This window comes from Microlunatus aurantiacus, assembly GCF_039536605.1.
GTDB classification, from domain to species: domain Bacteria; phylum Actinomycetota; class Actinomycetes; order Propionibacteriales; family Propionibacteriaceae; genus Microlunatus; species Microlunatus aurantiacus.
In genome coordinates this window covers 87,183-111,131 of the sequence record NZ_BAAAYX010000035.1, presented here as the reverse complement: position 1 = coordinate 111,131, position 23,949 = coordinate 87,183, and the positions used below count along the sequence as shown (strand labels likewise).

The following is a 23,949-nucleotide window of genomic DNA, read 5'->3' as shown; positions in this document are numbered from 1 at the left end:
GGTCGTGACCACAGCCGTCACAGTGACGGTCCGGGCGAGACACGTTCGTTGCCGGCACCGTACGTCCGATCACCGAGTCCGGATCGGACGAGAAAGCGCTAACGGCGGGCGAGCCCGATCAGGGTGGACTCCACCGCCAGCAGCGGCGCCACGTTGCCCTCCAGCGCCTCCCGGCAGGCCAGCAGCGCGTCGATCTTGTGCAGCGTGGCCTCCGGGGTCGACGACCGGGCCATCACCGCGATCTTGGGTCCGAGGTCGTCGTTGATCAGCGGTGCCCCGGCACCGGTCTGGACACTCAGCAGGTCGCGGTAGAACCCGGTGAGCTCGGTCAGCGCCCGGTCGATGGCGTCGCGCTGCAGCCGCTTGGCCCGCGCCTTCTGCTGGTCCTCCAGGTCCTTGATGGCGGCCGCGGCCTGGCGCGGTCGCGCACCCTTGGTGCCGAACCCGAGCGCCTCCTCCAGGTCCTTGCGCTCCCGGGAATCCAGGTCGGCGGTGGCCGTCGACGCCTCCTCCGCCGCCGTCTTCACCAGCGTGTCCGCCGCCTGCAAGCAGGCGGACAGGTCCTTGAGCCGGAACGGGATCTCCAGGATCGCCCGACGTCGGTCGCGCGCGGACTCGTGCCGGGCCAGGGCCCGGGCCCGGCCCACGTGGCCCTGCGCCGCCCGTGCGGCGGAGGCGGCCAGCTCGGCGGGGATGCCGTCCCTGACCATCAGCAGCCGGGTGACGTCCTCGATGGTCGGGGTCTGCAGGGTGAGCAGCCGGCTGCGCGAGCGGATGGTGACCACGACGTCGTCGGCGGTCGGGGCGCACAGGATCCAGACCGTCCGCGGGGCGGGCTCCTCGATAGCCTTGAGCAGGGCGTCGGCCCCGCGCTCGGTGACCCGGTCGGCGTCCTCGATGACCAGCACCTGGCGGCGCCCCAACGTCGGGCTCATCGACGCCCGGCGGACCAGCTCGCGCACCTCGTCGACCCCGATGGACAGCATCTCGGTCCGGACCAGGGTGACGTCGGGATGGGCACCCGACAGCGAGGTCCGGCACTCGGTGCACTGCCCGCACCCTCCCCGGGGGCACTGCAGGGCGGCGGCGAACGCGCGAGCCGCGTTGGAGCGGCCGGAGCCCGGCGGGCCGGTGACCAGCCAGGCATGGGTCATCGCGTGCGACCGGCCGGCGACCGCCCGCCGCAGCACCTCGACCGAGCGCTCCTGGCCGATCAGGTCCGCCCAGACCCCGGTCGCGGGCGCCGCGGTCGTCGGGGGCACGGTGCTGGTCACCGGGCCAGTCTGCCCGGAACAGCCGACAGAACCACGCCGGTCCTGATCAGGGGGTGGGGAGGAGGGGGCGGACCCGGTCCCGGACCCGCTCGGCGATCTCGGCGATCGGCAGCCGGGCGGGCAGCACCAGGTAGTGCTCCGGGTCGGCGGCGGCCAGGGCCAGGAAGAAGTCGCGGGCCCGCCGGTGCAGGTCGTCGCCGGCCGCCTCCAGCCGGTCCTTGTCCACCTTGGCCGCCACTGCCTGGTCGGGGTCGAGGTCCAGCACCACGGTCAGGTGCGGACGCAGGTCCTCGGTGGCCCAGCGGGCGACGGTCTCGAGCTCGGCCAGGGCCAGCACCCGGCCGGCGCCCTGGTAGGCCAGCATCGAGTCCACGTAGCGGTCGCAGACCACGACCACACCGGCGGCCAGGGCGGGTCGCACGACCTCCGCCACGTGCTGGGCCTTGTCGGCGGCGTACAGCAGCGCCTCGGTCCGCGCCGACAGATCGCCGGTGGCCGGATCGAGCACGGCCCGGCGGATGGTCCGGCCGACGGGGGTGTCCCCCGGCTCGAAGGTCGCCACCACCGGTACGCCGTCAGCGGTCAGCCAGTCGACCAGGGCGCGCACCTGGGTGGACTTGCCGACGGCGTCCCCGCCTTCGAAGACCACGAACAGCCCGGTCTCGGCATACGCCGCACCGTCGCCAGCAGCCGCCCCCGGGACCACCGCGTCCGGGTTCGCCACATCCGGGGTCACCGCGTCCGGGGTCACCGCGTCCGGGGTCACCGCGTCGGTCACCGGTCGAGCTTCCGGCGGGTCTTCGCCCAGCGGGTGAGGAACTCCGAGCGGACGGTGCGGCCGCTCTCGCGGTCCCGCTCGAACCGGCGCCCGGTCTCGAACGCCTCCGCCGGGGTCAGCTCCTCGATCCGGTCGAGGACGGCGGCGGCCTCCTGGTCGACCGTGTACGCCCGCTCCAGCAGCTCGACGACGGGGCTCAGCCGGCTCGTGTCCCGGTCGGTCTGCTCGCGCGCGACCAGCGCGCGGATGACCGCCGCCCGGGACAGGTTCTGGGCCGCGGACCGGGCCGTGGCCCAGGTCTGCGCCGTCCCCTCCACGGCGAGCCGGTCGGCGGCCCGCACGAAGCGCGTCAACGCGGCCCCGTACAGGGCCTCGACGCCCTCCACCGCGGGCTGGGCGGCGTCGGCCCCGGTCCGGGGGGCCCGGGCCGCGGCGACGAGACGCTCGAGCAGGGACAGGTAGCGCAGGCTGTGCAGCCGCGCCCGGTAGCCGTCCGGCGCCGGGGGCTGACCACTCGCGTCCACCGTGCTCCCGGGCCCGCCGAGCGCGGCCCGGTCGTCCGACGCCCCCGGCCAGACCGACCGTCGCGCAGGCGCCGTGACCAGCGGCGGCTCCACCGGGGAGACCAGCCAGTCCAGGTCCTCCACCACCTCGTCGACCCAGTCCGCCCCGAGCACCGGCCGCAGCCCCTCGAGCCGGCGGCGGAGGTTACCGACCGAGTCCACCCACCGGGCGCCCGCGCCCGCAGCGCCGGCGCCGATCGCCAGGTCACCGCTGATCAGGTCGCGCGCCCCGGCGCCGAGCAGCTGGCTGAGGAACTGACCGAAGGTGCCGCCCGACAGCTCGGCCGGGGCCGGCAGGTCCGACGGCCCGGTGGCCGGCGCGCCCAACCGGCGGACCAACCGCGGGAAGCGGTCGATCTCGGTCCCACCGGCCGCGGCGAGGCACTGTCCGAGCCACTCGGCCTGGGGGTCGTCGAGCCCCGGTCCGACCGGGGTCAGCATCACCTCGCGGTAGCGGGCGGTGGTCAGGCCGTTGCGCCGGACGGTCACCTTGTCGTCCCGCAGCAGGGCGACGCTGCGACCCTCGGCGTTCCGGAGCGAGAACTCCCGCCGCTCGCAGCGCAACGCGGCCACCGGCGACAGAGGTGCGCCCCGACGGAACGGACGGACGAGGTCGGCCAGGTCGTCGGGCAGCTCGCCTTGCCCCATCGGCACGATCAGCTCCTTGGGCAGCAGCGGCACCCAGTCGGGGGCCCCGAGATACCACTCGCCGCGACCGTCGAGCACGCGGTGGGCCAGCAGCACCCCGGTGCGGATCAACCGGTGGTCGGCGGCGTCGAGCAGCGTGAGGTCGATGTCGTAACCGGCGTTGTGACCGGCCCTGGCCACCAGCGAGGCCAGCCCGAGATCGGGCCGCACCGGACTCGGCACCTGCGCGCTGAACGGCATGTCGAACAGCCGCTGACCGACGGGTCGCGGCTTCGGCGGGTTCGCGCCGGCCCGCTCCTCGGCCGGGCGGCCGGCACGGGTGCCGGAACCGGCCTTCTTGCCGGATCCGGTCTTGCCGCCGGCACCGGTCTTCACGGTGGTCGTCTTGCTCACGGGGTCATCCTCCCGCCGTCGGTCCGGAACCGCATCCTCGGGTGATCATGATCACCGGTCGACCATGATCAACCCACCGACCCCGGTCCGTTGCGGAGAAGCCGGCGGATCGCCCCGATCACCCCGTCGTTCAGCCGACCGACGGCGCCTTCTTGGTCGCGGTCTTCTTGGCCGGTGCCTTGCGGGCGGTGGTCTTCTTCGCCGCCGCCTTCTTGGCCGGGGCCTTCTTGACCGCCGACGTGGTCTTCTTCGCCGGCGCACGCTTCTTCGGTGCCGGGCCCTTGGCCCGCTTCTCGGCCAGCAGCTCCGCCGCCCGCTCGGGAGTGATCGACTCGATCTCGTCACCGCGGCGCAGCGTGGCGTTGAACTCGCCGTCGGTCACGTACGGTCCGAACCGGCCGTCCTTGATGATCATCGGCTTGCCGCTGGCCGGGTCGTCGCCGAGCTCACGCAGCGGCGGTTTGGCCGCCGCCCGGCCCCGCAGCTTCGGCTGGGCGAAGATCGCCTTCGCCTCGTCCAGGGTCACGTCGAAGATCTGGTCCTCGCCCTCCAGGGAGCGGGAATCCGTTCCCTTCTTCAGGTACGGGCCGTAACGGCCGTTCTGCGAGGTGATCTCGGATCCGTCCTCGTCGACCCCGACCACCCGCGGCAGGCTCATCAGCCGCAGGGCCTGCTCCAGGGTGACGGTCTCGATGCTCATCGACTGGAACAGCGATCCCGTCCGGGCCTTCGCGCTCTTGGGGGCGTCCTCGCCGAGCACCTCGGTGACGTACGGGCCGAAGCGTCCGTTGCGGGCCACGATCGGGGTGTGCGTCTCCGGGTCCAGCCCGAGCTCGCGCTCCTCGCCCATCGGCTTGGACAGCAGCTCGCGGGCGAGATCGACCGTGAGCTCGTCGGGCGGGAGATCGTCGGCCACGTTGGCGCGGCGGTTCTCGGCGTCCTCGACGTACGTGCCGTAACGGCCCACCCGGACCGCGATGCCCGAGCCCTCGGCGTCGGACTCGAGGTCACCCAGGGGGAAGGTCGAGAGCTTCCGCGCGTCGATGTCACCGAGCTCGGAGACGAGCTGCCGCAGACCCTCGCGATCACCGGTCGCGCCGACCTCGCCGTCGCTGCGCCCGAAGTAGAAGTCGGTGAGCACGGACAGCCGCTGGGCGCGCCCGTCGGCGATCTCGTCGAGCACGTCCTCCATCTCGGCGGTGAAGGCGTAGTCCACCAGGTGCGGGAAGTGCTCCTCCAGCAGCCGGGTGACCGCGAACGCCAACCAGGTCGGGACCAGCGCCGATCCCTTCTTGAACACGTAGTCCCGGCTGGTGATGGTGCGGATGATCGACGCGTACGTCGACGGCCGACCGATCTCCAGCTCCTCCAGCTTGGCCACCAGCGACGGCTCGGTGTAGCGGGCGGGCGGCCGGGTCTCGTGCCCGGAGGCGGTCACCTCGTCGGGACGGAGCGCCTGGCCCTGGCTGAGCTGCGGGATGCGGCGCTGGCTCTCGTCGTCGGCCGAGGAGTCGTCGGTCGACTCCACGTACGCCTTCATGAACCCGGGGAAGGTGACTGTCGAGCCGGTGGAGACGAAACCGCAGGGCGGCTGGCCGCTGTCGGCGGTCGGCCGCGCGTCGATCTGCACGGTGACCCGCTGCAGCTTGGCGTCGGCCATCTGGGAGGCGATGGTGCGCATCCAGATCAGCTCGTACAGGCGGAACTCGTCGCCGCGCAGACCTGTCTGGGCCGGCGTCCGGAAGGACTCACCGGCGGGCCGGATCGCCTCATGCGCCTCCTGGGCGTTCTTCACCTTGGAGGTGTAGACGCGGGGCGAGCTGGGCAGGTACTGCGGCCCGAACAGCTGCCGGACCTGGTTGCGGGCGGCGTTGATCGCGGTGTCGGACAGCTGCACCGAGTCGGTCCGCATGTAGGTGATGAAGCCGTCCTCGTACAGCGACTGGGCCACCGACATCGCCCGCTGGGCGGTCATCCCGAGCTTGCGACCGGCCTCCTGCTGCATCGTGGTGGTGCGGAACGGGGCGGACGGCCGGCGGGTGATCTCCTTGGACTCGATGCTCTTCACCGAGAACGCGGCACCGCGCAGGGCCTCGGTCAGCGCGGTCGCGGAGGCCTCGTCGAGGTGGACCAGCTGCTCGTTGCCCTTGCTCTGCAGCAGTCCGCGCGAGCTGAAGTCCCGCCCCTGGGCGACCCGTTGATCACCGACGGCGACCAGCCGGGAACCGAACAGCGGCGGCTCAGCCTCGGCGCCGGCGTCCAGGACGGCGTCGATGTCCCAGTAGGACGCGGTGCGGAAGGCCATCCGCTCGCGTTCGCGGTCGACCACCAGGCGGGTCGCCACGGACTGCACCCGGCCGGCCGAGAGCCTCGGCATGACCTTCTTCCACAGCACCGGGGAGACCTCGTAGCCGTACAGGCGGTCGAGGATCCGGCGGGTCTCCTGGGCGTCGACCAGGTTGACGTCCAGGTCGCGGGGGTTGGCCACGGCCTCGGCGATGGCCTGCGGGGTGATCTCGTGGAAGACCATCCGGCGGGCCGGGACCTTCGGCTTCAGCTCCTGCAGCAGGTGCCAGGCGATGGCCTCGCCCTCACGGTCCTCATCGGTGGCCAGCAGGAGCTCGTCGGCTCCGGACAGCGCGTCCTTGAGGGACTTGATGGTCGCGCGCTTGTCGGGGTTGACCACGTAGAGCGGCTCGAACCCGTTGTCGACGTCGACGCCGGTGCGCGCCCACTTCTCACCCTTGTACTTGGCCGGCACCTCGGCGGCCCCGGTCGGCAGGTCGCGGACGTGCCCACGGCTGGACTGGACGATGTAACCGTCGCCCAGGAAGCTGGCGATCTGGGTCGCCTTCTTCGGCGACTCGACGATCACCAGTCGTCGGCCCTTTGTCGTAGCCACGCTGTCCTCTTCTACTGCTGATGACGGTCGAACTCGTCCGCCCGGCGGCCGATGGGGCCACGGACGGGACCATACAGCCCCCGTCCATCTCCACCCGGGAGGTCCATCCCGCCCGACCGACGGCCCGTCCGGTCAGCTGCCCCCTGCGCGGCCGGTGATCGACGGCGCCGAGGTCGGTCAGCCGAACCAGCCGTCGGCGACCAAGGTGCGGAAGCGGGGCAGCACGTCGGCCCGGAGGGCTGACGGTTCCACGTCGAGCAGACCGGCAAGCGCATCGACGAGTCCGCCGAGCGGGAGGTCGCCGTCACAGGCGCCGAGCACACCCGCCAGGGCGGTGTCGGCGTCCACCGCCCGGCGGAAGCCACGCTGCTGGCGGAGCACGATGTGCTGCGGGTCGGCGGCCCCGGGCTGGCCGGTGGTCTCCTCCACCACGTCGCCGGTCAGGGTCCAGGCCCGCGACAGCAGGGCGTCGTCGGGCAGCCGGGAGTCGCTGATCCAGCCCGCTTCGGCGGCGAACGCGGGGGCGATCGGCTGCTCGACGGCGTACGGCCAGTCCTCCAGGCGCAGCCAAGGGTCGTCCCGGCCCGCCCGGGTGAGCAGCAGCCAGCCCATCCCGACCGCCTCGATGCCCAGCCCGGCGAAGTAGTCCAGCCACTCCGCGTACCGGTGCCGGTAGTCGGGGCTGCCGCTCAGCCCGGCGTCGGCCAGCCAGAGCTCCACGTACTCGGGCACCTCGAGCACCTCGCGCTGCACCACGTGCGCGTCCAGTCCGGTGCCGGCCACCCAGCCCGCCAGCCGCTCGTCCCAGGGCTGTCCGGCCCGGTGCGCCCAGTTGCCGAGGATCTGGCAGGTGCCGTCGGGGTTCAGGTGGTCGACGGCGTGCCGGACCAGGTGCTCCATCAGCTCGTCGCCCGCGTAGCCGGTCTCCCGGTAGGCCAGCCGCGCCTCGCCGGCCCGCGGCGGTGACATCACGTACGGCGGGTTGGTGGTGATCAGGTCGAACCGCCGACCCCGTACGGGGGCGTAGAGGGACCCGTCGAGCAGCTCGGCGTTGACGCCGTTGAGGGTGAGGGTCGCCGCCGCCAGGTCGAGGGCGCGGAAGTTGACGTCGGTGGCGGTGAGCGTCTCGGCGTGAGCGGCCAGGTGCAGGGTCTGCACCCCACAGCCGGTGCCGAGGTCCAGCGCGGAGCCGACCGGACGGCGCACCGTCAGCTGGGCCAGGGTGCTGGACGCCGACGACAGCCCCAGCACCCAGTCCGGCCGCATCGGGGCGACGTGGCCGTCCAGACCCGGGGTCAGGTCGGAGAAGACCCAGAAGTCGGCGTCGTCGGTTGCGTACGGGCGCAGGTCGACGGTCGCCGTGACGGAGCCGCCGGACTCGGTCAGGATGCCGGCCCGGAGCAGCGGCTCCAGCAGACCGGGCAGGGCCGCCTCGACCGAGGTCCGCGCGACAGGGCGTTGCAGGGGCCAGAGCCTGATCACGGTGGCCAACGGGTCGCCGCGCCCGTCCAGCGCCCGCTCGGCCGGGACCGTCTGATTCCGGGCCAGGGCCGCGTGGGGGGTCGCGCCCATCGCCGCCACCACCCGGTCGACGGTGTAGTCGGTCGCCTCGAGCGTCGCCCGGAGATCGGCGAGCAGCGGGCCGTCGAGGGCAGCGGTGTCCAGGGTCGTGGCGAGAGCGGGGGTGTCGAGAGCGGGGGCGGGAGAGGCCGGTGAAGGCATCTCGCCATGCTGTCACAGCGAGACGAGGAACCGATCCGAGATCGGGTAGGGCGGCGTTGCCGGCAGGACAGCCCCCCGCGCCTGACCGCCGCCGCCAAGGCCACCTGAGGGCCGCGCCTCGCCAGCGCCCACCCCCACAGCCTGTGGACAACCTCGACCGACGGCTGGTGCGGTCCCGCTGCCCAGTGGTCTGGTCGGCCGATGGAACCCATCCGACTCACCAGGGACCTCTACGCCGAGGGGTACGCCTATCCGGAGCTTGCCCGCTTGCGGACCAGCGGCGAGCTGCGCGCGCTCCGGCGTGGCGCGTACTCGTTGGATCCGTCGGCACCGCCCGACTCCCGCACGGTCCACCGCGAGCTGGTGCACGCGACCGCCAGGGCGCTGACCCGGGACGACGCCGTCGTCAGCCACATGTCGGCGGCAGCCCTCCACGGGCTGCCGCTGTGGGAATCCGATCTGACCACCGTGCACCTGACCTGCGGCCGCGACGGCGGCGGACGACGACGCCGCGACAACTTCATCCACGTCTGTCCGATCGACGCGCACGAGATCGTCGAGATCGAAGGCATCAGGGTCACCACCCTCGCTCGTACGGTGGTGGACCTGTCCCGCGGTCTGACGGCGTACAAGTTCGTCCCGCTCGGCGACGCTGCCCTGCGTCAGGGGCTTGATCGCGACGAGCTGACCGACGCGGTGGCGCGATGCCGGGGCTGGCGCGGGATCGTTCGCGCACGCCGAGCCGTGGCCTTCCTGGATCCGCGCAGCGAGAGCGTGGGCGAGTCCTGCAGCCTCGTCCGGATGGCTGAGGTGGGACTGCCCAGGCCCGACCTGCAGGTGAAGGTCTTCGATGATCACGGCTATCTCGTCGGGCGGACAGACTTCGGCTGGCTCGACCGCCGCACCCTGGGCGAGTTCGACGGGGCGACGAAGTACGGCCCGCTGCGGCGCCCGGACCAGACGGCCGAGGACGTCGTGCTCGCCGAGAAAGATCGGGAAGACGCGCTGCGCGACGAGGGCTTCCAGGTGGTGCGCTGGCGGTGGGATGCCCTCGAGGATCCGACGATCCTGCGCCGCAAGATCATGAACGCCTTCGCTCGTGCCCGCTGACGCCCCGTTTCGCTGGCTGACGCACCCCTTGCAGAGGGGGCGTGACCGAGCGAAAGGGGGCGTCAGCGGGATCGGGGGTGGGGATCGGGGGGCGTCAGCGGGCGGGAGGGACGGAGCTCACCGCAGCGTTCTCCGGACCTCGTGCTCGCGCACGGGAGTCTCGCCCGACCACTCGCCGGAGAGCACGGCAGCGTCGCCACCGAACCCGTCGTCACCGTCGTCGCAGTGGTGGCGACCGATGGGGATGATGGTGGGCGTCTTCGACACCGGGTCGGTGATGATCGTGGAGCGGAGCCCGAACACGTCCAGCATCGCCGCGGCGGTGATCACCTCGTTCGGCGGGCCCTCGGCGCTGATCCGCCCGTCCCGCATGGCGATCAGGTGATCGGCGTACCGGCAGGCGAGGTTGAGGTCGTGCATCACGATCACCACCGTGGTGCCGCGGCGCCGGTTGAGGTCGGTGAGCAGGTCCAGGACCTCGAGCTGGTGACTGAGGTCGAGATAGGTGGTCGGCTCGTCCAGCAGCAGCAGGTCGGTCTCCTGGGCCAGCGCCATCGCGATCCAGACGCGCTGCCGCTGACCACCGCTCATCTCCTCGATGGGCCGGTCGGCCAGCTCGAGCGTGCTGGTGGCGGTCAACGCCTCGGCGACCGCGCGGTCGTCGTCGGCGGCCCACTGCCGGAACCAGCCCTGGTGCGGGTAGCGGCCCCGCCCGACGAGATCCGCGACGGTGATGCCCTCGGGGGCGACCGGGCTCTGCGGCAGCAGCCCCATCACCTTGGCGACCTGCTTGCTCGGGATCGAGGAGATGGAGCGTCCGTCCAGCAGCACCGCCCCGTGGGTCGGGGTGAGCAGCCGGGCGAGCCCGCGCAGCAGGGTCGACTTGCCGCACCCGTTGGCGCCGATGATCACTGTCACCTTGCCGGTCGGGATGTCGACCGTCAGGTCCTCGACGATCTGCCGGTCCCCGTAGCCGAGACCGAGGTCGGTCGCGCTGAGGGTGTGCCGGGTCGCCGGTGCGTCACTGAGAACCATGGTCGATCAGCCTCCATGACCGATGCGGTTGGACCTGACGAGCAGGTAGAGGAGGAACGGCGCCCCGACGGCGGCGGTCAGGATGCCTACCGGCAGCTGGATCGGGAGCAGGTGCTGGCCGACGAAGTCCCCGGCGATGACCACGGCCGCCCCGACCAGGGCCGCCGGCACCAGGGCGATGCCGGTGCCGTTCGTCAGCCGCCGGGCGATCGGGCCGGAGACGAAGGCGACGAAGCCGACCGGTCCGGCGGCGGCGGTGGCGATCGAGGCCAGGGCGACCCCGAGCAGGATCAGCAGCAGCCGGGAGTGCTCCACCCGTACGCCGACGCTGGTGGCCGCGTCGTCGCCCAGCTGCAGACCGCCGAGCGCCCCACCGGCCCAGAGCGCCAGCGGCACGACGATCAGCATCAGCAGCAGCAGCGGCCGCATCTCCGTGGCGGACGCGCCGTTGAGGCTGCCGGTGAGCCAGAGCAGCGCGACCTGGGCGTCCCAGATCTGCGCCCGGGTCATCAGGTAGTCGATGACGGCACCGAGCATGGCCGCGATGCCGATGCCGACCAGCACGAGCCGGTAGCCGGCCACGCCCTGCTTCCAGGCCAGCAGGTAGATCGCGAGGGCGGTGACCAGCGCACCGCCGAACGCGAAGCCCGAGACGGCGAAACCACTCAGGTTCACCATCAGGATGGCGATCACCGCGGCCGCGCTGGCCCCGGAGGTGATGCCGATGATGTCCGGGCTGGCCAGCGGGTTGCGCATCATCGACTGGAAGATCGCCCCGGACAGCCCGAAGCACGCCCCCACCGCCAGGGCCACGACGGCCCGGGGCAGCCGCAGCTCGTGGACGATGAAGTCGCTGGCCCGGGTGCCGCGGCCGGTCAGCGACATCCAGACCTGCTGCACCGAGAGGGGGAAGTCACCGACGGTCAGGGCCAGGCAGAACATGACGAGCAGGAACGCCACCAGCGCGAGCGAGACCACGAGGGTCCGGCGACGGAGCCGGTGCCGGACGCCTCGGACGACCGCTACGCCGGTGGTGTCGGCCGCCGCCCGGACGTCGTCGCGGGTGGGCCGGCGCCCGGTCATCACCGCACTCACAGCTCGGCCAGCTTCTTGCGGCGGACCAGGGCGATGAAGACGGGTGCCCCGAGGAACGCGGTCACGATGGCGACCTGCAGCTCGCCCGGCCGGGCCACCACGCGACCGAGGATGTCGGCGGCCAGCAGCAGGATCGGGGCCAGCACCATCGAGTACGGCAGCACCCAGCGGTAGTCGGGACCGACGATCATCCGGGCCACGTGCGGGATGGTCAGCCCGACGAACCCGATCGGACCGCAGGCGGCGGTGGCCGCGCCGCAGAGCAGCACCACCGCGGCGGCCGACACACCACGGGAGACGAACACGTTGGCCCCGAGACCGCGGGCCACGTCCTCACCGAGGGACAGCGTGTTGAGCTCCCGGCCGAGACACAGGGCCAGCAGGCAGCCGACGATCAGGAAGGGAGCGATCTGGGCGACTACCGAGGAGTCCCGCCCGGCCAGCGCACCGACCGCCCAGAACCGGAACTGGTCGAAGGTGGCCTGGTCGAGCAGCAGCAGGGCGCTGGTGACCGCACCGAAGGCCGCACTCAGCGCGGCGCCGGCCAGGGCGAGCTTGACCGGGGTGGCGCCCTCCCGCCCGAGTGAGGCGACCGAGTAGACGATCACCGAGGCGATCGCGGCGCCGGCGAAGGCGAACCAGACGTAGCCGAGGATGGAGGTGACGCCGAAGGCGGAGATGCCGATCACGACCAGCAGGGCGGCGCCGGCGTTGACGCCGAGGATGCCAGGATCGGCCAGCGGGTTGCGGGTGACGCCCTGCATCACCGCTCCGGCCAGGCCGAGGGTCGCGCCGACGAGGACGCCCAGGATGGTTCGCGGCAGCCGCAGCTCCCGGATCACCAGGCTGTCGGTGTCAGCGGGGTCGTAGCGGAAGACCGCGTCCCAGACCGCCGAGAGCGGGGTGACCCGGGCGCCGACGGCGAGACTGAGGAAACACAGGACCACGACGACCAGCGTGCAGATCAGCAGACCGAGGGTGCGGGACGAGGTGCTCCGGCGGGTGACCGGCGGCACCGGCGCAGTGCGGGTCTGCGGGACCTGTGTCACCGACATAAGGCGAGCCTAACCTAGTCTCGACCGAACACCGAACCTGTCCGGACCACCCGGGCCTCGTCGATCGCCGGCTCGTCCGCCCGGTGGTTGGCCGGCTCGTCCGCCCGGTCGTTGGCCGGCTCGTCCGCCCCGTCGCCCGCCCCGTCGGTCGCGGAGCCGGCCCCCGCGCCGTCCGGGTCGGGGTCTCCCCACCCCCGGTCCCGATCTCGGGCCACCAGCCGGCGGCTCTCGGCGTACCAGTCCCGCCACTCCTGCTCGGCGGCCTCGGCCTCGGCCTCGCGACGGCGACGTTCCTCGTCTGCCCGGTCCCGGGCGTCGGCGTACCAGTCGGTCCAGCCGTCCTCGGTCTCGCCGACCTCGACCGCGACCGGTCGCCGCGGCGTGAGTGTCGCGCGACCGCGCAGCACGGTGACGGCACGAGCCGCGACGGACCGGACCGGCACGAAGCCCAGGACGGTGATCGCGACCAGCACGACGAGACCCCCGGACGCCGACCAGGTCCGCGTCACAGCCATCCCGGTGGCGACCACCGCGGTCAGGGACATGCTGAGGACCACTGTCAGGGCGACGGTGTCGCCGAGGTCGCGCAGCCGCAGCCGACGCGCCCAGCCCAGTCCGGGCAGGACCAGGCAGACGAGCAGCGCGGCGGTCAGCCGGACGGCGGGAGCGTCGAGCGCCAGGGCCAGCGCGATCACCAGGGCACCGGCCACCGCCAGCACGTGCCCGGCGCCGAGGCGACCCCGCACGCTGTCACCACGACCGCGTCCGCGGCCGCTTGTGCTTCCGCTTCCGAGCACAGCCATGTCAGCGTCCTGCCTGGTCGGCCAGCACGAAGATCACGGCGTCACCGTGGTCGTAGGCCACGGTGAAGTCGGGCGACTGGCGCAGCGCGATCTCGATGTCCTCCAGGGAGCCGATCGGCATGGAGCCCAGGGTGTCGACGGCGATCTTCTGCGAGCGGGTGATCAGCACGTAGGCGTCGGTGTAGCGGGGGTCACTGAGCCAGTCGTCCAGCTTGTCGGCCGGATCGGCCAGCATCTCCCGCCAGGAGCCTTCCGGCTCGCGGTCGATCGGGACGTAGGTGAACCGCTCGTAGTTCTTGAACTGGGTCGGGTAGTTCCGGCTGCCCTCCACCAGCAGGGAGCCGGGCCGAGCGTTCTCCTGCACCCAGGTCAGGGCGCTGACCTCGCCCGGGGTGAAGTAGTTCTGCCGCTCCTTGCCGTAGTAGGCGAGCAGGAAACCCGGCACCAGCACGGCGGTGAGGGCGACGGTGGCGACCAGGTTCCGCCACGGGAAGCCTCGGCCGTCGCGAGGGAGGCAGGCAGCCGCGGCCAGGAACGCGATGAAGGGGGCGGCGAACAGGAAGGCGCGGAACAGCACCTCGCCACCGAAGCCGGTCATCAGCACGAGCATCCCGGGCAGCACCATCAACAAGACGGCGGTGACCCGGAGCCCGCGGACCCGCCAGCTGCGCCAGGCGCCGACCAGGGCCATCACGGTGGCCAGCACGACCACGCTGCGCCCGGCCCAGATCACCACCAGCTGGGAGCCCGCGGCGATGCTGGAGGTCTTCTCCAGGGTCTCGTTGGCGTTGGAGACCGGCTGACCCAGCCCGACCACCAGCTCCATGATGTTGGGCAGCGTGTAGTCCCGCGCGGCGGTGAAGGCCCAGGCGGCCACCAGGATCCCGCCGAGGACCGGGAGATACCAGCCGGAGGTCCGGCGCAGCACCACCAGGGCGGTGATGGCCAGCAGCAGCATCATCGGGGTGATCTGGTGGCTGGCGGCGACCACGGCGACGATCAGCAGGAAGGGGATCAGCTGCCGCTTCCTCAGGGTCGTCTTGCGGATCAGCAGCCCGATGCAGGCCAGGTAGAGCACGTACGCCATCGCCTGCGGCGAGAAGTAGTCCTGCCCGACCCAGTTGATGATGAAGAAGAAGAAGAGGCTGAGCCAGATCAGGCGCTTGCTGCGGGTCAGGCCGCGGTACACGTAGCGCAGCACGACCAGGTTCATCAGGTTGAACGCGACCGGGGCCCAGGTGGCGATCCGCAGCGCGTCCGGGCTCCCCGCCAGCGAGGTGAGCAGGGCGCTGGCCGCGAAGAAGCCCGGCCAGTTGTGGTAGATCTCGCCGACGGCGATGCTGGGGTCCACCGTGCCCGTACGCAGGATGTAGTCGACGATCCCGACGTGCTTGTACGCCCACGAGTAGCGCAGCGTGCCGTAGAGCACGGCCGGGGTGCCGTGGATCAGGAAGATGTACGTGACCAGGTAGAGGCCGAGGACCCACTCCCGCTTGTTGCGGTAGAGGCTGGCCAGGAAGCCCCCGACGAGCAGGAGCAGTCCGCCGGCGGTGGCCGCGGTGAACAGCGAGACGAGACCGAAGGAGCCCATCTCGCGTGGGTCGGCGCCGAGGAAGCCGAGGGTCCACAGCAGCGCCGCGAGCAGCGGCAGCCCGGCCAGCCAGCCCTGCGAGCGGAGCGCGGTCAGCAGCGTCACGCCGACCGGGCGCGGCGGCGAAGGGTCGGACCCGGCGGCGGTCGGCCGGTCGTCGGCCTTCTGGCCGGGGTTCGGCCGGTCGGCGGTCGGCTGGTCGGTGGTCGGCTGGTCGGTGGTCGGCTGGTCGGTGGGGCGGGCCCGGACGAGCGTGTCCGGACCCGGCGCGGGAGCGGCTACGACATCGGTCACGAGAACTGATTCGGAGCCGGACGGGGTCCCGGATGGGTCGGATCCACCAAACGGGCCGTCACGGGCGGTCGCTCGCCCGCGGCCCACCGGCGCAGCGGGCGGCCGGCTCGGGCCCGATCGGCTCGGGGGCGGCGAGCAGCTGCAGGATCGGCTTCACGTTGCGGGCCAGCCAGACCCGTCCGAGGTGGTCGGCCGAGGTCCGGTCCATCCCGGCGGTGACGTGCCGCAGCCAGGTGAGCAGCGCGAGGTGCTCCAGGGCGATGTGCGGGTTCGGCAGGTCGATCGACAGCTCGGCGAGCCGCCGCCGGACCTCGGCGGGACGGGCCACGACGTGGCGTACGGCGGCACCCAGCTCGACCGGCTGGGTGGCGAGCCACCAGTGGAGCAGGTCGACGTCGGGGAGACCCCCCGGCTCGGCGTTCTCCCAGTCCGCCAGGCCGGTGACCCGGACCTCTGCGTCCACCCCCTCCGTCGCGGTGCCGACGGACTCCAGGCCGAGCGCCGGGTCCACCCCCGACGCCGTCTCCTCGACCAGCACGTTGCCGGGCCAGAAGTCGCCGTGCACCCAGGACGTCGCGACCTCGCGGCCGGCCAGGGCGTCGTGCAGGAGGACCCGCAACCGCTCCAGGCTCTGCAGGTCACCGGGGAGACCTCGCAGACCACGGAGGAAGTCGAGCGGCTCGTCCACCCAGCGGGCCAGGGCCGCGTCGTCGACGATCTGCGTCACCGTGGTGGCGCGGTGGAGCGCGGTCATGGCTGTGGCGGCCGCCGCGCTGGTGGCGTCCTCGGAGAGTCGCCGGGTGGCGGCGTGGCCCGGCAGCTGGGTCTCGATCACCACCAGGTGACCCTCCAGCCGACCTTCCCGCACCACCCGGGGCAGCAGCGCCGCACTGGCGTCGTCGCCCAGCAGCACCCGGACCCGGGCCAGGCTGGCGACGTGCTGCTCCAGACCGTGCGTCGCCGCGGCGGAGGTGGCGATCTTCGCGATCAGCTTGTCCTCCCCCGACTGCAGGGCCACCACGAGGGTGTCGGAGTCCGAGGTCAGCATCGCGGCCGGGGTCGCCGGATCCAGGTCGCAGGCGACCAGCGCGGGTGCGAGCCGGCGGCGGATCGCCTTGCGGCTGCGTCGCCGGCGCAGGAGCCGGGGCAGCTGCTCGAGCTCGGCGACCACGCTGCGGAAGCCGCGCTCGGCGAACAGCCCGGTGCGACCGGTGAGCAGCAGCGCGGAGCAGACCACCAGCTGGGTGCCCAGGCAGGCCAGCCCCACGCCGGCGATGCCGAACGTGCCGAGGGCGAGCCAGCTGCCGCCGACGGAGCCGATGGCCAGCGCGGTGTAGACGACCATGATCGTGCGCAGGTCACGCCGGATCCGCGCAGTGGCGATGGAGATCCCGACGACGATCTGCGGGATCGCGGAGACCAGCAGCAGCTGCAGCACCAGCGTCCCGTTGGCGGCGTAGTCGGGCCCGAGCACGTCCAGCACCAGGGGCGCGACCAGGACGCCGACGATCGCGAGCGGGATCACCAGCCGGGCCGAGTTCCACAGCGCCTGGCGGGCCAGCGCCACCGTGCGCTCCGGGCGGCGGGCACCCTCGGCGACCAGCGCGCTGCCCACGTTGCTGATCACCAGGTAGAGGGTGTAGCCGATGGTGTTGGCCATGAAGTAGTAGGCGCTGGCCTCCGGTCCGACCTGGTTCAGCACCAGCAGGGTCAGCAGGTCCGCGGTGCCCATCCACAGCAGCGCCGCGAAGTGGTCGGCGGCCGCGAAGCGGACCAGCTGGGACACCGGGATGCTCGTCGGCGCCAGCCCCGCCGTCGTCCGGCGCAGGTAGCGCATGATCATGGTGGTCATCACCAGCACGGCAGCGGCGGCCGGCAGCGCCGCGGCGCCGAACACCGCCCAGCCGCCCGCGACGGCGAGCAACGGCAGCAGGGCGATCTTGGCGACCGCGCACAGACCGTTCTCCAGCGGCACCCAGATGGTCTGGCGCAGACCGACCAGCACGTGGTCCTGCAGGACGAAGATCACCCAGAACGCCGTGCCGATCATGAAGGCGAGGACGGCCGGCGGGGACGCGCGGAGGAACTCCAGCCGCGGCGCCCACAGCGGCTGACCGAGCAGGAAGATGCCGGCGGCCAGCACCGCGGTGACCGCACAGAGGGCGTAGCAGCTGATGATCAAGCGGCGGCTCGCCGCCCCGGCGGCGGGCAGGAACCGGATCAGACCGTTGCGCAGCCCGAGGGTGGACAGGTTGGCCAGGAGCGCCATCACCGACACCAGCGCGGCCCCGAGCCCGACGGTCGCGGTCGGCAGCCAGCGGGCGGCCATCGCCCAGAACACCAGGCCCAGTCCGGAGGTCAGCCCGGTGGCCAGGATCAACGCGTACGCGCTGCGCCGCATCGGGTCCCGGAGGTGGTCGGCGACGGCGGCGCCCAGCCGGGCGTGCCGGGGTACGGGAATCTCCATCAGCTCAGGCCCCCGTGCTCATCCGGACGTAGTCGATCTCGAAGGTGGCCGGGAAGGCCGTGCTCGCATCGGGCGGTCCCGGGTAGGCGCCACCGACGGCCAGGTTCATCACCAGGTACATCGGCTCGGAGGGCACCTGCTGGCCCGTCACGGTCCAGATCGGCTTCCCGTCCAGGGTGTAGACGAGCTTGCCGGGGGTCCAGATCACCCCGACGGTGTGCCAGTCCTCGGCCAGGTCCGGGTTGCTCACCCGGACCCGCCTGCTCGGCGAGTCCGCGTCCCGGTCCTTCGGGTGGTAGTGCAGGATCAGCTCGCTCGGGTCCTGACCGATCATCTCCAGCAGGTCGATCTCGGGGCGTGACTCCTTGCTGGCGGGCAGCAGCCAGATCGCCGGCCACAGGCCACGCCCGGCGGGTGCCCTGAACCGCGCCTCGACGGTCCCGTACGTGATCGCGACCTTGGCGTCGTCGTCGTCCGGGGTGGGACCGGTGGTCACCATCCCGGAGGTGAAGTCGTAGCTGTTGCCGTCGGACGCGTCGAACCGGTTCGGCGCGGCGGTCAGCCGCAGGGCGCCGTCGGCCACCGCTACCTGCTCGGGGCGATACCACTCGAGCTCGTTGTTGGAGGCGATGGTGCAGCCCTCCTTGTCCCACCAGTGGCAGGTGTTCCAGCGACTGCCGTCGAGGGTGCCGCCATCGAAGTTCTCGTCCAGCACGACCCGGCTGGCGCCGCTGGTCGTGGTCGGTGCCGGGTCGCCGGCCTGGCGCACGGCCACGGTGGCGATCACCGTCGCGAGGACGGCGACCACCAGCAGCCAGGGCCAGCGGCGGCGGGGGCGGGGGCGAGGGCGGTCAGTCACGGAATCTCAGCACCTTCTTGACCAGCGAACGGAGTCGCTGGTCGGTCGGGGTCCAGGGCAGCCGCTCGATCCGCAGCTCGGCGTAGTCGAGCGGACGGGCTCCGAACTTCTCCTTGAACTGGGCGAGCGAGGTCGACTGACCGGACTCGCCGAGGTGGTAGGCGGTGCAGCCCAGCTCGCAGGCGAGCTCGATCATCCGCCACTGCACCAGGTCGCCGGCGTAGGTCTTGTCGACCAGGTCCCGGTCCATCGCGGCGCGGGTGTCGTGCGCGGTCTGGCCGAGCAGGGTGATCGACCCGAAGGCCGGACGGTCGTCGACGTAGGCCAGGGCGATCACGAACGCCTTGCCCAGGTGGTCCGACATGGCCCGCAGCTTGCTCAGCGGGTCGCGACGGCGGGCCCGGAAGCGGGCCAGGGCCCGCGGTTCGTGCTGCCGCTCGGCCCAGCGGTCGATGGACAGCAGGTACAGCCGGTAGTAGTCCTCCAGCAGCGCCCCGGAGCGGTCGATCTCGACCCGGACCCCGGACTTCTCGGCCACCCGGGTGCCCCGGCGGGCCGACTTGGAGAACTGGCTGAACGCGTGCTCGGCGCCGCCGGTGAGGTCGATGACGTGCGCGCGGCGCGGGATGGTCAGGACCGTCCGGTCGCCGGCGACGGCCGCGTCCCAGGCGGTCCAGCGGGCGGGGTCGGGACGGAGGCCGATCCGCTGGCTGCGGGTCCGGCGGAGGTCGGCGATCACGGCGCGGAGGACGTCGGCGTCGGCGTCCGCGCCGACCAGGCCGCCGATCCCCCAGGACGGCGGGAAGCACTGCAGCCAGCCGCCCAGCCCGAGCGGACCCCGGCGGGCGACCAGCGGCAGCACGAAGGCGCGGCCGTCGTCGGTGACGTAGTAGCGGCTGGCGTCGGCGTAGCGACCGTCGGCACAGAGTGCGTCGATCCACTCCGGGGCGTGCTCGGGCAGCGCCCGGTCGTCGCCGGCCAGGGCCGCGCGCCACTCCTCCCGCGGCGCGGGGGTGATCACCTGCCTCATCGCCGACCCGCTCCCGAGGGGCGGGCCAGTCGACGGGCCTGCCGCCAGACAGCGGTCTGCCAGCGCTCCCGCGGACCGGCGGTGCGCACGCCCGTGCCGTCCAGCACCCGGGCGACCTCGGCGATCCCGAAGTCGGAGGTGACCGTCACCCGCGCGATGGCGTAGCGGTCGTCGTCGGCGTGGCTCACGGCGTTGCGGACGGCGGTGGCCGAGCGGTAGCCGGCGGCGATGACGAGCTCCTTGGTGGCCCGGCTGTGGTAGCCGTGCGGGTAGGCGAAGCTGTCGACGGTCCGGCCGAGCACCTGCTCGAGCACGTCCTTGCTGTTCCGGATCTCCTCGTACGCGACCGCGTGCGGCAGGCAGTCCAGGTGCGGGTGGGTCATGCTGTGGGCGCCGATCTCGCAGCCGTCGGCGGCCAGGTCCGCGATCTCGCGCCGGGACAGCATCGGCAGCGAGACACCGGCCGAGGCCAGCCACGCGCTGCGGCCGCCGAGGTCGCCCGCGGTGACGTAGAGGGTCGCGGCCAGCCCACGCTCGGCGAGCAACGGCCAGGCATTGGCGGCGTAGTCGGCGAAGCCGTCGTCGAAGGTGAGCACGACGGGCCGGGGCGGCAGCTGCCCGGCGGCGAGACCGGCCAGCATCGCGCCGACCGTGATCGGCTGGTAACCCTTCTCCAGCAGCAGATCCAGGTGCGCGGCCAGCTGGGAACGGGACACCGTGAATGGTCCGAACCGACCGGCCGGGGCGTCGCTGACCGAGTGGTAGAGCAGCACCGGGATGGCACCGGTGGCGGTCGTGACGCTGGACGTCTCGGTCATGGTCATGCCACCTCCCGACGAGCGTGGCGACGGCTGCGCAGGTAGCGGAACGGACCGGAGACCAGACCACGCAGCTGCTGCCGGCTCAGGTCGGCCGGGTACGCCGGCAGGCCGTCGGCCACGCGGGGCCGCACGATCCTGGTGGCCCGGCGCAGCGCCGTCGGCGCCCCCTTCGCCAAAGCGACCACCACCAGCGGGTCGGTGAGCAGGCAGCGCATCAGGTGCGCCCCCAGTCCGGCGCCGTACCCGTAGGTCTGGCGCCGTAGAGCGGCGTAGTCGGCGTAGTGCTGGTGCAGCACGATGGCGCCGGGCTCGTAGACGAGCCGGTGACCGCCCCGGACGACGTCGTAGAACGCCGCCAGGTCGTCCCCACCGAGCGCCACGGTGCCGGTGCCCAGGGCCGGGTCGAAGCCGCGGTGGGCGCGCAGGTAGTCGGTCCGGAACGCCATGTTGGCCCCGGACCCGAAGGCGCCGGCGGTGTACGGGAACAGCGGATCGTCCGGTCGGTGGTCACCGGCGTCGAAGACGCGCCGGTGCAGCCCCTTGTCGTAGGTGGCGTTGCCCTCCACCCACTGCTGCGGCAGCGTGTCCAGCGCCCGCGGGGCGATCAGCCCGGTCACGCAGGCGACCTCGGGATCGGCGAACCCGTCGACGAGCTTGCCCAACCAGCGCGGGTCGGTGAGCACGTCGTCGTCGGTGAACGCCACCAGCGGCGTCAGCACGTGCGGCAGGGCGGCGTTGTGGGCGCGGGCCAGACCCGGTCGGTCCTCGCGCACGTAGCGCAGCCGGGGCTCGGTCGCCGCCAGCTCCGCGACCAGCTCGGCGGTGCGAGTGGTGCTGGGGGCGTTGTCGACCACGACCACCCGCTCCGGCTGCAGCTCGCCGGCCAGCACCGAGGCCAGGCACTCGGCCAGCCGCTCGGGGCGCTCACGGGTGGCGATGACGACGGTCGCGTCGGCGCGGGGGGCCGGCGCCGACGGACCGCCGCTGACCGGCGGCAGATCTGCGGCGGGGCCGAGGCCGTGCCGAAGACGTGCGCCGACCAGCTCGGGGGCGAGGACGTCGCCGTCCAGGCCGAGGTGCACCTTGCCGACCGGCTCGCCGCCGCGGGTCACCAGGACCAGGGCCTGGGCGTACGGGGGCAGGTCGTCGCGTCGCGCGTCGACGGCCGGCAGCGGCCGGTCGAGGTCGAGCACGAGCGGCAGGACGGGGTCGACGGGCTGGGTGCCCGGGAGGGGAGTCGTCGGGCGGGCAGTCATCGGGAGGGCAGCCGCCGCGGTCGCGCGATGGCGCGGTGACCAGCGGGTGGTGAGGAAGCTGCCGGCGGTCAGGCCCAGGCCGGCGAGGATGGCGCCGGCGCGGGCGGCACCCGAGAGGTCGCCGCGCAGTGTGCTGAGCACGTTCGCGGCCACCGCGGTGGGCAGCACCCGGGAGACGTAGCTGGACTCTGCGGACAGCGCCGCCGACTGCCCCACGCTCCGCGACATCCGGGCCTTGGAGACGCCCTCGGCGAGGCAGCGGTCACGGAAGTAACCCCAGGAGGCCCGGGCGCCGGGCACGTGGTGGTGGACGACGGCGGCGGGCTCGTGCAGGAAGACGCCGTCGGGGAACAGCTGGCGGGCGCGGATGCAGAGCTCGGTCTCCTCGCACCCCGCCTGGTTGTCGCCCTGGCGGCCGAGGTCGGCGTCGAAGCCGCCGACCGCGTCCAGGACCGTACGGCGGACGGACATGTTGCAGCCCATCAGGTTGCGGACCGGAGCCCGGCTGGTCGGCTGTCCCCGGTAGCTGCAGCCGACGACCCAGCCGAACTCCCCGGGCCACCAGGACGGTGCCGCGGTCTCCCAGGTCGGGATGGCCGCCCCGCCGACCCCGAGCACGTGCGGGTCGTCGTACGGCGCCAGCAGGTGGGTGGTCCAGGAGGCCTCGGCTACGGCGTCGTCGTCCAGGAAGCAGACGACGTCACCGGTGCTCGCCTCGATGCCGGTGTTGCGGGCGCCTGACAGGCCCTGGGCGTGGGCGTTGGCCAGGACCGTGACGGACGTGTCACCGGATCCAGGGGCGAACGCGGCGGCGGCCCGCGCGAGCAGACCGTCGTGGTGGTCGATCACGACGACGATCTCCTCGACGGCGAGCCGCTGCGTCTGGACCGACGCCACCGCTTCGGCGAGCTGGTCCCAGCGCGCCTCGGTGTAGGCGCAGATCACCACCGAGGTCGTGCGGGTCATCACACCTCGACTTCGTGCAGCCGTGCCTCGTGCCGGCCGACCGACTCCTGCCGGGCGGCGGGTTCGTGCAGGAGGGCGGGCTTGCCCGAGGCGGCGGCGACCAGCATCCGGGACAGCGGCACCGTGGCCTCGGAGTCGAAGGCCGGGGCGGTGCGGGTCTCCTCCTCGATCAGGTGGACGGCGCTGCGCTGGAGGGTGCTGTAGCGGGCGACCGGACGGGGCACACCGAGCCCGGCGCGGGCCCGGCTCAGCCGGCGTCGCTCGCGGGCGATGGTGCGCAGCACGCGGGAGCCGTCCCGGAAGGTCCGCAGGTGGCTGTCGCCGTGGATGCGGGGGCTCTCGAAGGAGGCGACCTCGACGATCCGCAGGCCGGCGGCCAGGGCGCGGACGTTGAGGAAGGTCTCCACCTCGAAGCCGGGCACGCCGGGGGTGAATGCCGGGAGGACGTGGCGCCAGAAGGCCATGTACCCGTAGCACAGGTCGGAGTAGCGGCCGCCGAAGGTGACCCGGACCGCCTGGGTCAGCATGAAGTTGCCGAAGGTCCGCAGCGGCGTGAGATCGCTGCTGCCGCCACCCTGCAGGAAGCGGGAACCCTTGGCCACGTCGGCGCCGGCGTGCAGCGCGGCGACGAAGGTGGCGATGTCGTTCGGGTCCATGGACCCGTCGGCGTCCATCATCACCAGGATCTCGCCGCGGGCCGCCTCGAAGCCGGACTGCAGCGCGACGCCCTTGCCGGGGCGGGGGTCGTGCACGATCACGGCGTCCGGGCGCAGCTCGCGGACCACCTCGACCGTGCCGTCGGTGGAGCCACCGTCGACGATGACCAGCTCGTCCACCACGGCGGGCAGCGTCGGCAGGACGTGGCGCAGGTTGTCGGCCTCGTTCAGGGTCGGGATGATCAGCGACACCGTCGGGTGCGCCGACGGCTCGTTGCTCACGGTCTTGAGTCTGCGATGTCCGCCGTGCTGCGTTCCATTGGCTGTCGTGGCCACGATCCACTCCCCGAGTTCGTCGTCGTTGTCTTCTGGACTTGTGGTGTTCACCTGCAAGGTGCGCCCAGTCCGGTTCCCTGGACTCGTAGGACGATTCGGAGCGATCGGGGCGGCGGATGGGTGACGGCCCGGGGTTTCTTCAGAAACCGTCGTCGAGCTGGTCGGCCGGGGGCGGCGTACCGGTGGGCGGCGGGGAGCGGGGAGCGCGGGAGCGCGGGAGCGGGAGCAGGAGCGCGGGAGCGCGGGAGCGGGAGCAGGAGCGCGGGAGCAGGAGCGCGGGAGCAGGAGCGCGGGA

At 72.8% G+C, this 23,949-nt stretch carries 17 protein-coding genes; 1 reads left to right on the top strand and 16 read right to left on the bottom strand.

Going from position 1 to position 23,949, the window contains the following annotated elements; translation table 11 throughout:
- Positions 1-98: 98 nt before the first annotated feature.
- From ABD714_RS22825 to ABD714_RS22805, 5 genes are all read right to left on the bottom strand, one after another.
- The gene (locus ABD714_RS22825; protein WP_344814766.1) at positions 99-1,274 is read right to left on the bottom strand and encodes a DNA polymerase III subunit delta'; all 1,176 of its coding nucleotides are present in this window, start codon (positions 1,272-1,274) and stop codon (positions 99-101) included.
- A 46-nt stretch (positions 1,275-1,320) separates the two neighbouring features.
- Positions 1,321-2,052, bottom strand: a complete 732-nt coding sequence (tmk, locus tag ABD714_RS22820) for a dTMP kinase (RefSeq protein ID WP_344814765.1) — start codon at positions 2,050-2,052, stop codon at positions 1,321-1,323.
- The gene (locus ABD714_RS22815; RefSeq protein WP_344814764.1) at positions 2,049-3,656 is read right to left on the bottom strand and encodes a CYTH domain-containing protein; all 1,608 of its coding nucleotides are present in this window, start codon (positions 3,654-3,656) and stop codon (positions 2,049-2,051) included. Before ABD714_RS22815 ends, tmk begins: the two co-directional genes overlap by 4 nt.
- 130 nt (positions 3,657-3,786) lie before the next feature.
- Positions 3,787-6,558, bottom strand: a complete 2,772-nt coding sequence (gene topA / locus ABD714_RS22810; protein WP_344814763.1) for a type I DNA topoisomerase — start codon at positions 6,556-6,558, stop codon at positions 3,787-3,789.
- Between the two features lie 177 nt (positions 6,559-6,735).
- Complete coding sequence (locus ABD714_RS22805) at positions 6,736-8,280, bottom strand: DUF7059 domain-containing protein (RefSeq protein ID WP_344814762.1); 1,545 nt, start codon at positions 8,278-8,280, stop codon at positions 6,736-6,738.
- A 201-nt stretch (positions 8,281-8,481) separates the two neighbouring features.
- Between ABD714_RS22805 and ABD714_RS22800 the strand changes: the two genes are divergently transcribed.
- The gene (locus ABD714_RS22800; protein WP_344814761.1) at positions 8,482-9,390 is read left to right on the top strand and encodes a type IV toxin-antitoxin system AbiEi family antitoxin domain-containing protein; all 909 of its coding nucleotides are present in this window, start codon (positions 8,482-8,484) and stop codon (positions 9,388-9,390) included.
- Positions 9,391-9,507: 117 nt separating this feature from the next.
- Here the strand turns inward: ABD714_RS22800 and ABD714_RS22795 are convergent, their stop codons facing one another.
- From ABD714_RS22795 to ABD714_RS22745, 11 genes are read right to left on the bottom strand one after another with little or no spacing between them, the layout of a single operon-like run.
- Positions 9,508-10,425 carry an ABC transporter ATP-binding protein gene (locus ABD714_RS22795; RefSeq protein ID WP_344814760.1) on the bottom strand — a complete coding sequence of 306 codons (918 nt, stop codon included), beginning with the start codon at positions 10,423-10,425 and terminating at the stop codon, positions 9,508-9,510.
- Positions 10,426-10,431: 6 nt separating this feature from the next.
- Positions 10,432-11,520, bottom strand: a complete 1,089-nt coding sequence (locus ABD714_RS22790; protein ID WP_344814759.1) for a FecCD family ABC transporter permease — start codon at positions 11,518-11,520, stop codon at positions 10,432-10,434.
- Positions 11,517-12,575 carry a FecCD family ABC transporter permease gene (locus ABD714_RS22785; protein ID WP_344814758.1) on the bottom strand — a complete coding sequence of 353 codons (1,059 nt, stop codon included), beginning with the start codon at positions 12,573-12,575 and terminating at the stop codon, positions 11,517-11,519. Before ABD714_RS22785 ends, ABD714_RS22790 begins: the two co-directional genes overlap by 4 nt.
- A gap of 14 nt (positions 12,576-12,589) precedes the next feature.
- Positions 12,590-13,321 (bottom strand): hypothetical protein, encoded by a 732-nt coding sequence (locus ABD714_RS22780; RefSeq protein WP_344814757.1) that lies wholly within the window; start codon positions 13,319-13,321, stop codon positions 12,590-12,592.
- A gap of 58 nt (positions 13,322-13,379) precedes the next feature.
- Positions 13,380-15,263 carry a hypothetical protein gene (locus tag ABD714_RS22775; protein ID WP_344814756.1) on the bottom strand — a complete coding sequence of 628 codons (1,884 nt, stop codon included), beginning with the start codon at positions 15,261-15,263 and terminating at the stop codon, positions 13,380-13,382.
- A gap of 58 nt (positions 15,264-15,321) precedes the next feature.
- Entirely contained in the window at positions 15,322-17,730 is a 2,409-nt protein-coding gene (locus tag ABD714_RS22770; protein WP_344814755.1) for an oligosaccharide flippase family protein, read from the bottom strand.
- Between the two features lie 4 nt (positions 17,731-17,734).
- Positions 17,735-18,589, bottom strand: coding sequence for a glycoside hydrolase family 16 protein (locus ABD714_RS22765; protein ID WP_344814754.1), 855 nt, complete (start codon positions 18,587-18,589; stop codon positions 17,735-17,737).
- The gene (locus ABD714_RS22760; RefSeq protein ID WP_344814753.1) at positions 18,582-19,619 is read right to left on the bottom strand and encodes a GNAT family N-acetyltransferase; all 1,038 of its coding nucleotides are present in this window, start codon (positions 19,617-19,619) and stop codon (positions 18,582-18,584) included. The genes ABD714_RS22765 and ABD714_RS22760 overlap by 8 nt, the downstream gene beginning before the upstream one ends.
- Positions 19,616-20,437, bottom strand: coding sequence for a polysaccharide deacetylase family protein (locus ABD714_RS22755; RefSeq protein WP_344814752.1), 822 nt, complete (start codon positions 20,435-20,437; stop codon positions 19,616-19,618). Before ABD714_RS22755 ends, ABD714_RS22760 begins: the two co-directional genes overlap by 4 nt.
- A 2-nt stretch (positions 20,438-20,439) precedes the next feature.
- Positions 20,440-22,662 carry a glycosyltransferase gene (locus ABD714_RS22750; RefSeq protein ID WP_344814751.1) on the bottom strand — a complete coding sequence of 741 codons (2,223 nt, stop codon included), beginning with the start codon at positions 22,660-22,662 and terminating at the stop codon, positions 20,440-20,442.
- Positions 22,662-23,600: a glycosyltransferase family 2 protein gene (locus ABD714_RS22745; RefSeq protein ID WP_344814750.1), complete on the bottom strand. Its 939-nt coding sequence runs from the start codon at positions 23,598-23,600 to the stop codon at positions 22,662-22,664. The genes ABD714_RS22750 and ABD714_RS22745 overlap by 1 nt, the downstream gene beginning before the upstream one ends.
- Positions 23,601-23,949 lie beyond the last annotated feature (349 nt).

What these genes read in the sequence shown, in the direction of transcription:
- ABD714_RS22805 (WP_344814762.1), bottom strand. Translation starts at nt 8,280, where the DNA reads ATGCCTTCACCGGCCTCTCCCGCCCCCGCTCTCGACACCCCCGCTCTC.
- ABD714_RS22800 (WP_344814761.1), top strand. Translation starts at nt 8,482, where the DNA reads ATGGAACCCATCCGACTCACCAGGGACCTCTACGCCGAGGGGTACGCC.
- ABD714_RS22795 (WP_344814760.1), bottom strand. Translation starts at nt 10,425, where the DNA reads ATGGTTCTCAGTGACGCACCGGCGACCCGGCACACCCTCAGCGCGACC.
- ABD714_RS22785 (WP_344814758.1), bottom strand. Translation starts at nt 12,575, where the DNA reads ATGTCGGTGACACAGGTCCCGCAGACCCGCACTGCGCCGGTGCCGCCG.
- ABD714_RS22770 (WP_344814755.1), bottom strand. Translation starts at nt 17,730, where the DNA reads ATGGAGATTCCCGTACCCCGGCACGCCCGGCTGGGCGCCGCCGTCGCC.
- ABD714_RS22760 (WP_344814753.1), bottom strand. Translation starts at nt 19,619, where the DNA reads ATGAGGCAGGTGATCACCCCCGCGCCGCGGGAGGAGTGGCGCGCGGCC.
- ABD714_RS22755 (WP_344814752.1), bottom strand. Translation starts at nt 20,437, where the DNA reads ATGACCGAGACGTCCAGCGTCACGACCGCCACCGGTGCCATCCCGGTG.
- ABD714_RS22750 (WP_344814751.1), bottom strand. Translation starts at nt 22,662, where the DNA reads ATGACCCGCACGACCTCGGTGGTGATCTGCGCCTACACCGAGGCGCGC.